12 protein-coding genes are annotated in these 13,045 nt (G+C 53.4%); 4 read left to right on the forward strand and 8 right to left on the reverse strand.

All coding sequences use genetic code 11. From position 1 onward, the window contains the following. Window positions 1-123: 123 nt before the first annotated feature. The gene (locus IPH19_01035) at window positions 124-1,269 is read left to right on the forward strand and encodes a hypothetical protein (protein ID QQR61033.1); all 1,146 of its coding nucleotides are present in this window, start codon (window positions 124-126) and stop codon (window positions 1,267-1,269) included. Between the two features lie 273 nt (window positions 1,270-1,542). Beyond that, window positions 1,543-3,126 (forward strand): transposase, encoded by a 1,584-nt coding sequence (locus tag IPH19_01040; GenBank protein QQR61034.1) that lies wholly within the window; start codon window positions 1,543-1,545, stop codon window positions 3,124-3,126. Between the two features lie 2,708 nt (window positions 3,127-5,834). Here the strand turns inward: IPH19_01040 and IPH19_01045 are convergent. Genes IPH19_01045 through IPH19_01055 form a run of 3 tightly spaced genes read right to left on the reverse strand, consistent with a single transcriptional unit; the run spans window position 5,835 to window position 6,939 of the window. Next, window positions 5,835-6,398, reverse strand: a complete 564-nt coding sequence (locus IPH19_01045; protein QQR61035.1) for an RNA methyltransferase — start codon at window positions 6,396-6,398, stop codon at window positions 5,835-5,837. After that, entirely contained in the window at window positions 6,395-6,703 is a 309-nt protein-coding gene (locus tag IPH19_01050; GenBank protein QQR61036.1) for a hypothetical protein, read from the reverse strand. The genes IPH19_01045 and IPH19_01050 overlap by 4 nt, the downstream gene beginning before the upstream one ends. Window positions 6,704-6,705: 2 nt before the next feature. Beyond that, a complete protein-coding gene (locus tag IPH19_01055; GenBank protein QQR61037.1) occupies window positions 6,706-6,939 on the reverse strand; it encodes a hypothetical protein in 234 nt (77 codons plus the stop codon). A gap of 14 nt (window positions 6,940-6,953) precedes the next feature. Here IPH19_01055 and IPH19_01060 point away from each other — a divergent pair, with 14 nt between their 5' ends. Beyond that, on the forward strand, window positions 6,954-7,418 hold the full coding sequence (locus IPH19_01060) for a hypothetical protein (protein ID QQR61038.1): 465 nt from the start codon (window positions 6,954-6,956) through the stop codon (window positions 7,416-7,418). Window positions 7,419-7,470: 52 nt separating this feature from the next. Further along, a complete protein-coding gene (locus IPH19_01065) occupies window positions 7,471-7,752 on the forward strand; it encodes a GIY-YIG nuclease family protein (GenBank protein QQR61039.1) in 282 nt (93 codons plus the stop codon). 55 nt (window positions 7,753-7,807) lie between these two features. Here IPH19_01065 and IPH19_01070 read toward each other — a convergent pair whose 3' ends face one another. The 5 genes from IPH19_01070 to IPH19_01090 all read right to left on the reverse strand — a co-directional run bounded on the left by IPH19_01070 (window position 7,808) and on the right by IPH19_01090 (window position 13,045). Further along, window positions 7,808-8,323, reverse strand: a complete 516-nt coding sequence (locus IPH19_01070) for a bifunctional (p)ppGpp synthetase/guanosine-3',5'-bis(diphosphate) 3'-pyrophosphohydrolase (protein QQR61040.1) — start codon at window positions 8,321-8,323, stop codon at window positions 7,808-7,810. After that, entirely contained in the window at window positions 8,324-9,673 is a 1,350-nt protein-coding gene (locus IPH19_01075; GenBank protein ID QQR61041.1) for a hypothetical protein, read from the reverse strand. It abuts the gene before it with no gap. 22 nt (window positions 9,674-9,695) lie between these two features. Continuing rightward, on the reverse strand, window positions 9,696-11,018 hold the full coding sequence (locus tag IPH19_01080; GenBank protein QQR61042.1) for a transglycosylase SLT domain-containing protein: 1,323 nt from the start codon (window positions 11,016-11,018) through the stop codon (window positions 9,696-9,698). A 127-nt stretch (window positions 11,019-11,145) separates the two neighbouring features. Next, complete coding sequence (locus tag IPH19_01085) at window positions 11,146-11,652, reverse strand: NUDIX domain-containing protein (GenBank protein ID QQR61043.1); 507 nt, start codon at window positions 11,650-11,652, stop codon at window positions 11,146-11,148. A 61-nt stretch (window positions 11,653-11,713) separates the two neighbouring features. Beyond that, the gene (locus IPH19_01090; GenBank protein QQR61044.1) at window positions 11,714-13,045 is read right to left on the reverse strand and encodes a S41 family peptidase; all 1,332 of its coding nucleotides are present in this window, start codon (window positions 13,043-13,045) and stop codon (window positions 11,714-11,716) included.

Below are 13,045 nucleotides of genomic sequence, written 5' to 3' on the forward strand. Positions count from 1 at the left end.
TTAACCGAGAATCAGCGAATGGTCGAGAGCCTGATTTTGTCAGAAAACATTGACATTTTTGTCTTGTCAGCACCTTGACACAATCGTAAAACGGTCATATATTAGATCATTAATTCAATCGACATGGCATTACTCCCTGAACAACAGGCGGTCGAGCTCATCGGCCGCAGCAAGAACATCCTCCTGACGACGCGTGAACACGCTTCGATGGATGCGATTTCCTCGGCCATTGCGATTGGTCTGGTCTTGAAGAAGCTCAATAAAACGTTTGATGTGGCGATTCCGGGCTTTGAAGCCAAGGATCTCCCCTCTTTTTTGCCTAAGGGCGTTGAGATCCGCTCGACGGTGGGTGCGATGCGCTCGTTTCATCTTTCTGTCGATGTGGCCAAGACACCACTCTCGGAACTAATGTATGACGTGAAGGATGGAAAGCTCAATATCACGATTGTTCCAAAGCAAGGCGAATGGTCAGAAGCTGATGTGAAATTGCGCGCCGGCTCTGATCGTTATGATCTTGTGATTGCGGTTGATGCACCGGATATGGCCTCGCTTGGAAATTTGTTCCGCGATAAGGCCGACTTTTTGTATCGCACGACGGTTATCAATATCGATTGCTCTGCAACAAATGAATCCTGGGGTCAGGTGAATTTGGTTGATTTGAATGCGGTTGCGACAAGTGAAGTCGTGTATGGATTTTTGTCGCGCTGGAATAAGCAGCATATTGATGCTGATGTTGCGACGGCGGTTTTGGCCGGCATGATCGCCCGTACACGCAGCTTTCGCTCGTCGAATGTGACTCCAAAGACCTTGAAGCTTTCTTCCGAGTTGGTCGCGATTGGTGCGCGCCGCGGCGATATCGTTCAGGGATTGTGGCGTAATCAGTCGATTCCGACCTTGAAGCTTTGGGGCCGTATTCTTTCTCGTCTCGAACAGGATCGCGAGAGCGGTTTGGTTTCAGCGATTATCTCTGACAGCGACTTTATCGAGTCTGGTGCTCGTAAGGAGGCGCTGGAGGGCGTGGTTGATGAATTGATCGCGTATGCGCCGGAAGCCAAGGTTGTGGTGTTGATCGAGCAGGCGCGTGATGGATTGCTCGTACATGTGCATGCGCAGTCGCCTTTGAATGCCCTCGAGTTAGTGCGTCCGTTTGGCGGAAATGGATCGCGTGACCGTGCGCATTTCAAGTATGAAGGGGCTAAAGATGTGCATGAGGCAAAGGCTGAGATTATTGGGAAGCTAGGATTGACATTGAAGGCGAAAAATGGCTAAGTGCTGGTAGGGGTTGGGACTCACTGCAACATGCCGTAAGGCTTATAGGTTGTTGTTCTTTCCCCGCACATTTTGGAAACTTGGTCGAAGACCGGACTCCTACTCTATAGTCGTAAGACTAAGCATCGAGTGTCCGGTCTTTTCTTTTGGCCTTTTGGCTAACTCTTGACAAAATATTATTTTTGTGATAACGTCACCCGTCCGTTTTTGTCGCAAGACTAGGCACGGATCGGTGCTGACACGTAGTCAGTAGCTCCTTTGAAAGGCTCCGCAATGACCGACTACATCGTGGTCCACGCTCCCAAGGGTATCTCGTTCCTGGTCGTCACGGATGCGGAGACGGGAAAGCCCGTCATCACGCGCCTCAAGAACGATCCTGCTGCTCCGGCCAAGAGCAAGGAGAAGCAGGCGTTCCTCGAGGGCATCGTGGAGGGCGATCGCGTCTTCCTCGAGCTCGGCGGAACAGCCGACCGGCTCGCACTTGCGGCCTACGCCCACGGCGCCGAGGTGCATCGCTACCCGAACTTCCTCCTCGACAAGGAGAAGACGACGGCGATCCTCGACGAGTACGGACTCGTCTGCAAGGACGAGAAGGCGACCTCGACGGAGACGTCGGAGGTGCTCACGTCGCGCAAGCGGCGTGCGCTCGCGCTCTTCGCGCTCGCCGGCCAGAGCACCGACAGCTTCTACGAGCTCTCGGACAAGGATCTCTCGCTGATGCGTCTCGCGATCGCGTGGCGCTCGTACGAGCGGTCCTACAAGGGCACGCAGCGCGCGTACCTCGGCATCCTCGGCGCGTACCGCGATCAGGCCTTCGTCGAGCTCGCGCTCAAGCGCCAGATGAAGGCCGATGCGAGCTCCGATGCGGTGCACAACCGCGTGCTCGAGCTCATGCTCGAGGACATGCTCGGCGGCCAGGTCAACGAGACCGAGCGCAAGGACTTCTTCTCGATGATCGGGAAGGAGTTCGAGGGCGGACAGTTGCCCAAGCGCGCGACCGAGGAGACCATCGCGGTCATCGTGAACGCGCTCCTCGAGAGCGACAGCTTCCGCTCGACCGTCTTCGATCGCCTCAAGGGGCAGAAGAAGGCCATCGAGAAGCTGCTCACGGGCAGCAAGAAGAAGGGCGATCCCCAGCCCGCTAACGAGATCTACAGCAAGGTCTTCGAGCCCATCCAGGGCTGCGGACCGCTCATCGCCGCGCGCCTCATCACGGCGATCGGCGACATCCGGCGCTTCCCGAGCTTCCCCAAGCTCAAGTCGTTCGCCGGGTACCACCACTTCGAGGACGGCTCGCGCGCTCGCCGCAAGGCGGGCACTGTCTCCAACTGGAGCCCGACGCTCAAGCAGGGCGTCTACCTCTTCTGCGACATCACGGTGAAGCAGAAGTCGGACAGCCCCTGGCGGCGCAAGCTCGACCAGCGGAAGGCGTACGAGCTCTACAAGCTCATGCGCGACCGCCAGCTCGAGGCGATGGGGCTCGACATCGACGTCGAGATCCTGCCGGCGAGCTACCAGGACCGCGTCATCAAGAGCGTGCTCGACGTGACGGTCGCGGACTTCATCGCGCTCTCCGCGCATCTCGAGCAGGTGCAGAAGAACGCCGGCGTCGCCTGGAAGGGTGACGAGGCGGATGACGGCGCGGAAGACGAGGAGGAGGTCGACGAGACCGACGCCAAGCCCAAGCGCGATCCGCGGCTCGGCAAGCTCGTGAAGGGCTTGAAGGGTCAGGCTCATCAGAAGGGGCTGCGCTGGCTCGGCCAGCAGTTCCTCAAGCACGTCTACCGGACGTGGCACGCGGCGGTCACGGTCAAGGCGCCGGAGGAGGCTCCCGCCCTTGCAGAGGCTGCGGAGTGATTGTTCCTTGAGGTGACTATGGGCGATTTGTCGAAAGACTACTCGAATCGTGTCACCTCTCTGTCCCGACTGTAATCGAAAGATGATGGTCGGGACTCCTATCGTTCAGCTCTCGAAAGAGGGAGGAAGAATAGGGGTAAAACAAACCTTCCCCGCAATTTGTGGCGTGACTCTCGAGTGAATGTCGAAAGACTGGTCTCCGCCTGTCACCCCTTCCCCACTGACTTACTGGTGGGGCTCCTATTCTTGGCCATGCTACACGCAACACGCGACACGCCTCATATAGAGCGTGAGGCGAGAAGCGGGAAGCGTGAGTAGGGATGGGAGGACTGCAGCTGAACTGTCGAAAGACTGGTAGTCGACTGTCCTCCCGCTATTTTCTCTGGTGAGGTGACTGACCGCCTGTTGTCAAAAGACTATCGCATCGGTGTCACCTCCCCTTTCTTGGTTCTGAAACGGTCGGAAATAGGAAAGGGGTTGGGACTTAAACGCATATGTCAAAAGACTCAATGACGTTTGTTCCATCCCCGCAATTTGTGGCGTGATTATTCGGCGAATGTTGAGAGACTGCTCCCACGTTGTCACGCCGCATTCAACTAAAAGAGGTGACTCTTGTCTTGCTGTCGAAAGACTAGTCGTCGAATGTCACCTCTTTGCCCCACTGACTTACTGGTGGGGCTCCTATTTCTCCAATCGAATAAGTCGATTTGAGGAATGGGAGGACTAAGTGAACTGTGTCGAAAGACTATGTAATGAATGTCCTCCCGCTCTTTTTCTCTGAGGTGACTACAAGACCCTTGTCGAAAGACTTGTCAGAGGGTGTCACCTCCCCTTTTCTGCTCGCGAGGAATCGTTAACAGAGAAGGGGTTGGGACTTCACATGAGCTGTCGCGAGACTCAATGGAGGTTGTCCCTTCCCCGCAATTTGTGGCGCTACTAGAGCTCACCTGTTGAAAAACTTGAAGTACGCTGTAGCGCCGCATTCAACTAAAAGAGGTGACTCTCGGTTGGCTGTCGAAAGACTATGCGCGTACTGTCACCTCTTTGCCCCACTGACTTACTGGTGGGGCTCCTATTTCTCCAATCGAACAAATCGATTTGAGGAATGGGAGGACTACCACAGTTCTGTCGAAAGACTACAACTGGACTGTCCTCCCGCTCTTTTTCTCTGGTGAGGTGACTCGTACGAGGGTGTCGAAAGACTAACGAACGTATGTCACCTCCCCTTTCTTGATTCTGAACCGGTCGGAAATAGGAAAGGGGTTGGAAACTCTACTCGCCTTGTCGAGAGACTGTTCGTTCCTTGTTTCCCTCCCCGCAATTTGTGGCGTGACTATATGACGAATGTCGATGACTAACAGGGTTCTGTCACGCCGCATTCAACTAAAAAGAGGTGACTAAACGGCTGCTGTCGAAAGACTACGAAAACATTGTCACCTCACTTATTCTGACATTCAGGGTGAAACCTGGTGTCGGAATCCCATTTTTCCAATCAAATAAGTTGATTTGAGGAATGGGAGGACTATACGTCTTGTGTCGAAAGACTACAGGCCGAGTGTCCTCCCGCTCTTTTTCTCTTGAGGCGACTATTGCACGCGTGTCGAAAGACTCCGTGAGCTATGTCACCTCCCCTTTTTTGCTCGCGATGAATCGTGATCAGGAAAGGGGTTAGGACTACAATCGAAATGTCGCAAGACTTTGGCGGTGTTGTCTTATCCCCGCAATTTGTGGCGTGACTATACGTGAATTGTCGAAAGACTAATCTGTTGCTGTCACACCGCATTCAGCTTTCGAGCTCAGCTAGAACCGAGGTGACTACAGTTCACATGTCGAAAGACTAGGCGTTGCATGCCACCTCTCTGCCCCACTGACTTACTGGTGGGGCTCCTATTTCTCAAATCAAATAAGTTGATTTGAGGAATGGGAGGACTATCGGTCGGCTGTCGAAAGACTTGGGTGCCCATGTCCTCCCGCTCTTTTTCTCTGAGGTGACTATTGCACGCGTGTCGAAAGACTCCGTGAGCTATGTCACCTCCCCTTTCTTGGTTCTGAAACGGTCGGAAATAGGAAAGGGGTTGGGACTCGCCACGAGTTGTCGAAAGACTCTTCTGACACTGTTCCATCCCCGTAATTTGTGGCGTGACTTATGAAGCTGTGTCGAAAGACTTCACCAGGAATGTCACGCCGCATTCAACTAAAAGAGGTGGCTTACGGCCAGTTGTCGAAAGACTTAGATTCACGTGCCACCTCTTTGCCCCACTGACTTACTGGTGGGGCTCCTATTCTTGGCCATGCTACACGCAACACGCGACACGCCTCATATGGAGCGTGAGGTGAGAAGCGGGAAGCGTGAGTAGGAATGGGAGGACTGCAGCTGAACTGTCGAAAGACTGGTAGTCGACTGTCCTCCCGCTATTTTCTCTGATGAGGTGACTTACCCGAGACTGTCGAAAGACTAACTGTTGGTTGTCACCTCTCCTTTCTATCTCATGAAGCGTGTCGCGAGATGCGTGAGGCGTGAGCTGGAAAGGGGTTTGGGACTGCTCGCAGGTTGTCGAAAGACTTGAGTGTCGATGTTCCTTCCCCGCAATTTATGGCGTGACTGTACGAACGCTGTCGTAAGACTCGCACACAACTGTTACGCCACATTCAACTAAAAAGAGGTGACTATCCAACTCGTGTCGAAAGACTTTATGGAGCATGTCACCTCACTTCCTCCCCACCACTCGTCCGAGCTTTGCTCTGCCGGGTGGTGTTTTCTTTTGTCTTTGTCGAGACGCCTCGTACAACAGCAACGCCGCGGCGACAGACACGTTAAAACTCTGAATAAATCCCACCATCGGAATTTTGAGATTGATCGTCGCTTTTTTAGCGAGCGCTTCACTTACGCCATCTTTTTCATTTCCGATCACGATAGCAACTGGTTTTTTGAGATCAACGGAAGCCGGGTCAACCGATTTGTCCGATAAACGCGTGACGGCAATCGCGAACTTTTTTCTTTTCAAATAGGCCGCGAGTTTGGCGACAGAATCCCATTTGGTAATTTTTAACCACTTTGCCGCAGAAGCAGCGGACTTGGATTTTAAATCGCGGTTTCTTGGCGGCTTGTTGATCGTGTAAAGCAAATGCACTTCTCCGACGCCGAAGGCATCACATGAACGCAAAATCGCGCCGACATTATGCGGATCATCGACGTTTTCCAAAACCACCGCCAATGTTGATTGGCGATGGGACATAACCTGTTCAATTTTTTTCTTACGTTCCGGCGTCATGCTTCAAAGGTAAATCCCTTGCGGCGGAATTTCTCCTTATCGTTGTCGAGCTCGAACAAAATCTTTAATGCCTCACTCTTCATCTCCTGCATGTGTTCTTTCACGGCACGATAGGTCTCGCTTGATTCCTTAGGGTCGAGCGGAGAGTCGAGCTCGATGCCAAGATCCTTGGTAATCGCATTGATCTCCGACCATTGCATGAGCGTATCTTGCTCCTGCGCTTTTAATTGTTCTACCGACTGCTCATCAACGCTCTTTGGGCGTTCCGGCGTCGGTGAAAATCCCATGCGTTCCATCGTAGGCATAATTAGTTGGACTGAAGTTGATTGTGTATCCAATCGATGCGGGACTGACCTTGTCCCGGAGCTTTTTCTGCCAAGTCCTTCATGCGCTTCACCTCGATTTTGAGGTGCTCGATGCGGGCCGTAACATCATGCGCCTTTTGGCTAATCGCAGAGAGCGTGCTCGCGCGATGTGTGATCGGCGACGAGGAAAGCTGTCTTGCGATTTTGTTGGACTTGGCTTGCATAACCGCGTGCATGGTAACGTAGAGGTATGTCCATGTCCATTGATGTCAATAGCTCCTATGTTGCAGCTGTGCACGATAGCGTCGGCAGCAAGATGTTCCGGCACTTGTATGCCGTTGACGAGCATGGTAGCCGGACGGATATCCTGCAAAATGGCCGATTATCCTGCGCGTATTTTGTTGCGTTTATTTTGTATCATTTCCAACTCATCAAAACTCCACATGCAACAGTTTCATCGACCGTAAAAGACCTGGAAGAGCATCACTGGACGGTTGTTGATTCGCCAGAAGTCGGCGATGTGTTGGTTTGGGAACCGTCGACCGCGCATGTGGAAGATTCACTGCATGAACATATCGGTTTTTACATGGGCGATGAGCGCGCGATCAGCAATAGCTCAGCAACCGGAGAGATTGTCGAGCATGATTGGACTTTTGGTGCTGATAACGAAGGCAATCCGAACCGGAAGATTATAAAGATTTTGCGGAGACCGTAGCCCTGTTTTTTTGTCATTGCGAGGAGTCCGACGACGAAGCAATCTTGAGCGCATGAATTGCTACTTTGTTTACATCATGACGAATTCAGGGCATACGACGCTGTATGTCGGCGTTACAAATAACTTGGAAAGAAGGGTGTCCGAGCATCGGGAAGGAAAAGCAGGCTCATTTACTACTAAGTACAAAATTTCCAAATTAGTCTGGTATATAGAAACGAGCGACGTGACCTCCGCAATACAAGAAGAAAAACGTATTAAGGGCGGCTCACGACAAAAGAAAATTCAACTCATAGAATCGCTTAATCCTAAATGGGAGGAGCTGCTTCCGACCTAGGCGCGGGATCAGGATTGCTTCGTCGCCTCTGCTCCTCGCAATGACAGTATGCGGGCTACAAAGATTTTGCGGAGACCGATTGTTTAAGCTCCTTCCATAGAGCTGTTTCTCCCATTTGTTGCCAGGAAAGGCGGAGTAGGAATGGTGCTTTTGCTTGCCGCATCAATAGACGACGATCCTCGGCCAAGGTATCCGAGGATTTTACGTTATCCGTAAGATCAGCAATTTTGATTGCCCAAGCATCTTTATCGTCCGCATCGATCAGGCCTGCCATCATCTTGATCCAGCGTCTGTCCCCTCCCTCGATCATGTCATCATGCGTGCAAAGCCGGACGAGCTCGATGATGCGTTCAGAAAAACCAAACCCACGCAGGTCGTCGAGCGACGTCGCTCCATCCTCGACAATGTCATGCAACATTCCAGCGATGACGACTTCTTCTGAAAATCCAAACCGCGCGAGCGCATCGCTCACGCGGGTGGAATGGATATAGGCGGGCTCATCGGAACCTTTGCGGGTTCCGGGGATTCGTTCCGCGACCAGAAGTCTGGCTTGTTCAAGCGTACCGGGCATTTACTGTTTTGGAGCAACTTCCGTGGCTGCTGGGTCGGCGACGCCTCTCATGTACATGATCGGCGTGTTGTTGGTCTGGAAAGCGGCGTCGGCGACAAGCGGGACAACCGTGTAGTACTTCTCTGGCTCGGTTTGATTTGGCGTACCGCGATCGATCGTGCCTTCTGCGAGCAAAGCTGGCAAGAAGTAGGTCTTCATCGTGTTGTTTTCCCAAGAGTCGTGGCGCATCCAACCGAGTTTTACCGCGGAGATAGTGGCGCGCACTTCTTTCACGCCGCTGCCGTCGTACCAGCCATAAATTGGATTGTTACCGCCAGCCATCAAGCGCTTCATCGCTTCTTCCGAGGAAATGAGCGGATAAGCCGAGGAGTCTTCATTGGACGGAAGCATAACGTTGCCGCCGACAATGCTGTTATTGGAAATATCGATCTGAATGCTGGCTTTGCGCGAGGCCCAACCGCCGGCATCAACTGTGCTCATATTGTCGCGGACGTCCGGATAGTAGACGGTGACTTGGATCGGGTAACCGCAAGGGCTCGGCCAAATCATCATTTTGGAATCGACGATTTTGTCGGCTTCCGGAGCGACCGGGTTCGCTGCTGCCTCGCGAGCTTCGGCCATCAACGGACATGGAGCTGACTCGCCGCGCAACAACGGCATGATCATGGGTGTTTCTTCAATAATTCCTTTGCCGACGAGATCGCTAAAGCCGTGGTCGCGCAAAAAATTATCGGCGGCGGTTTTTACGGCAGCCGCATCGAGCTTAGGATTGTTGTTTGCTTCTGGCTGGGTCTTGGAGTAGTCGACGTTCTTCCACCAGTTCAAGTTGCGGCCTGGCAAATCGACATTCCAGATGAAGCCGGCAGCATCACGCCAAGAGACGTTTGCACCCTGAATTTCCGTTGCGCCTCCGGAGACCTGTGACGGAACACCGGCGGCATCGGAGATTGAACGGGCAACCGATGTGCTCACAGCCGGCTGACGAACGCGATAGACCGTGCCATCGGCGCTCCAAGTTGGAAGTTCACCCTTGATGTCGTAAACGACTTTTGCTTCTTCAGGGAGCGTTGGTGCGCGGACAGCTACGGCTGGCTCGCTCATCGCAACACCGGCCATCATTGGAACAGGTGCGATGCTTGAGAGCGCGGCGTCAGCTGGTCTGAAGCTACGGGCTGCTTCTGTACCGAGGCTGCCGTAGCCCAGAACCGGAGGGAGCATTCCAAAGCCCTGGACGGCGGCTGGGCGGTCGGAAGACGTGTCAGATGGGGTTGGGGCTGGCGTCTGATTACAACCGGCACCTAAAAGAACTGAGGCGAGTAATATCGCCGAGAGTGGCATGCGTTTATTCATAGTATTTGTGATAACGCGACGTTTACGGAGTTATGACAGGCGCGGTCGACATGCGGACAAGGCGATCCTGGCGAAGGACCGGCAGAGCATTGCGAAGCTTCTTTACATAATCGATCGTTTCCGGCTGCAAGCGGGCACGTCGAAGAATTTCATGCGGCTTCAATACGCCATTGATTTGGTCTTCCCAAATCTGGATCGCTCTTCTGACGCGGCCATATCCGCCATTGTAGCCAGCGGCAATATATTCAAATGTTTTGAAATTCGTGTTCGCGGCACGTACATCCGCGGGAAATTGCGAGAGAATAATATCCATGTAGATTGCGGCGGCTTTCATGGCGTTCTCGTGATCACGCATCCCATCTTCAAAATTTTGTTTGAGGCCGTACCCTTGTTTGGCGAGCGAGTTGTACGTGGAAGGGATGAACTGAAACAAACCGAGCGCACCCGCAGATGAACGGGAATAGTTGTATGCAACGCCCGGATTCAAGCCGATGGTTGCATAAACACGCTCGACGGCCGCTGCTGGATCACGGCGCAAAGCAGAAGAGTCGGTATGCTCAATGACGGCGATCGAAGTTAATAGCTCCGTATCGATCACATCGGCAACCAGCTTATCTGGCTGGGCACGCGACTTAATGCCTCGCGTACGCAAATCGGTGAGTGCGTTGGCAATCAAATCGTCTACAACTTTCTTTCCGCGTGCGATAATCTCCGGCTGATGCAGCGTCGTTGAGTAGGGCGTGTAAACGACTTGCTCGGTTTCATACGCAATCACTTTTTTTCCTTCTTTGATCTCGTAGTGGATCGGATAACGGACCGCAACAACGAGATGCGTCGGATCCTCGCTCTGATAATCGGAATTGATCCAATTGGACCGCTTTATTGAGATATTGGAAGGGCTTGGGGAAGTAAGTACCAGCTCTTTCCCTTTTTTCACTCCCCGAACGAGATCGGTGTTGCCCGTTTCCTTGTCCCAAACGGCAAGCGTCACTTCACGCGGAGCATCTTGTCCGATGACTGGCCCGCGAATACGCCCTTGCAGACCTTGCGCAGCAATTTCATCGCGAAGCATGGCTTGGCCCTTATCAATAGCTGCGATGAGCGGCGGGAGCACCGGTTCTGGAGCTATGACAATCGGATCCGGAGTTACGAGCGTCGACGAAACAGAAGAAGCGCCCAGCATTTGAAGCAAAGCTTCTCGTGTAGGCGCTGCTTTTCCGCTCGTAGGGTTGTAAAAAGAACCGTCTTTCATTTGCAGAATTAGGACGTCTTGAGCAGAAGCTACGGACGCCAATCCGGCAAAAACGGAGACGCTGATAAACAGCAAGGATATCCAAGGTCGCATGAGGAACAGGATAGCATGCGAGCATCAAATGTGTCATTCCTGCGGGGGCAGGAATCCAGCACCAACTAATCCGAACTTTTGTCGATTTACTCAGCTGGATCCCCGTCTTCACGGGGATGACAGATAACTACGTAATGATTCTCGGACGGCGGGATCGGAAGGGCTGTGGATTGTTTTGCGGAGGACGTTGCTGCGGGCGTGATTGGATCTGCGGAGTAGCGCCAAAACTGGATGGATTTTTCGCAGAAAATCCGCGCGTCTTGCGCTCTTCGTACGAGATGATGCGCAGGGCTTTGGAAAGCAAGCGATCGAGGTTGCGATAGCCGTTGGCGTCGAAGACCTGATGCGCGCGCACCCACTTCCCTTCCCAGATACCGCCTTCACCCGTGAGTTTTTCTTTGGCCGTCAGCGGAGCTTCAAACAAGAAAAATAACACCGAGCGGTCGATGACGACGCCGTTGCGGCGGAAGCTGAATTTACTTTGACCTACTGGCGAGATGACGCGCAGGCCATCGAGACCGGTTTCTTCTTTTACTTCACGGATGGCGGTTTGGGTGAGATTTTCTCCGGCTTCGCGTCGACCTTTGGGAAAGGTCCAGCGCTGATACGGATCTTTGATAAAGAAAATCTCCACGTGCCCAGCGCGTTTGCGATAGATAATGCCGCCAGCCGCGAGTGCGGCGTGGTAGTGGCGATTACCGCCCTGTTGACGTTGGGACCCCTGGCGCCGATCCGGTCGCGGACCCATTGAGGATGCCGACGGCGCGGTCGAGTTGGGGGTCGAGGAGTTTTTCATAATCTTCGGGGGTGCGGTCGATGGAGATGTCCGGCTCAAGTCCTGTCTTGTTGATCGTGCGTTCTTGCGGGGTGAGCCACTCGGCGATGGTGATCTTGATGGCGGAACCGTCTTTCAAGTTGGTGTAGTCCTGTACCGAGCCTTTGCCGAAGGTTTTCTTGCCGACGATGGTTGCCGCTTTGTAGTCCTGCAATGCGCCGGACACGATTTCTGAGGCGGAAGCTGAACCCTCGTTCACGAGGACGACGGTCGGGATGCCGGCGAGACGGTTGCGGCCCGTGCCTGGCAATTGCTCGACGATTTGTCCTTGCCGACGTTCCTTTACGACGATCTGATTACCGACCCACTCGCCTGCCATGTAAGCCGCTGTGTCGAGGAAGCCGCCTGGGTTGTTGCGCAAGTCGAGGATGATGCCCTTCACGTCCTTGGCGAGCATGTCATCGATGGCTTTGTTCAGACCGTCGACGGTGTCGGTGTTGAAATTTGTGATTTCCAGATGCGCGATGCCCGGCTGACCCTCGACCCACTTGAGACGAACACTCTTCACTTGGATTTCATCGCGAGTGATCGTGAGATCAAATGGCTCGGTTTTGTTCTTGTCATTGGTGCGAACAATCGTGAGCACGACCTTGGTGCCTTTATCGCCACGGATTTTGCTGACGGCTTGCTCTACCGAGAAGCCGTTTGTTTCCGTACCATCGATTTTTGCGATGAAGTCTCCTGCCTTGATACCAGCGCGTTCTGCCGGCGTATCAGGCAATGGCGCGACGACCGTAATGATGCCCTCGCGCAAACCGATCTCGGCACCGATGCCGGAGAATTTTCCGGAAAGCGCTTGCTGGAATGCTTCTGCGCCCTTTGGTTCAAAAAAGGTTGTGTACGGATCGCCGACGGAATCGGCCAAGCCTTTCATGGCACCGTAGAACATTTGTTTGTCCTGAACATCTGGCGATAAATAATACTTATCTTTCAACAATTGCCACGCTTCCCAAAACAAGCGGAACTCGACATCTTGAGCCTCGATATTTGGCGGCGGGTTTTGGCCCTGGCCAAGAACAAAGCCGCTCGTCGTGCTGGAGGAGCTTCCACTGACTTGCGAGCTCGGTGATTCTGCGCGCGTCCAGCCGCGGCCGACCAATATGCCGATTACGAGACCAACCATTAAAAAGACGAGAACGGCGCGCTGGCTTTTCTCGTTATTTTGCGGGCGATACACCGTTTCATTGTCCAT

It is taken from the genome of Candidatus Uhrbacteria bacterium (assembly GCA_016699205.1).
Classification (GTDB): domain Bacteria; phylum Patescibacteriota; class Patescibacteriia; order 2-12-FULL-60-25; family 2-12-FULL-60-25; genus CAIXDN01.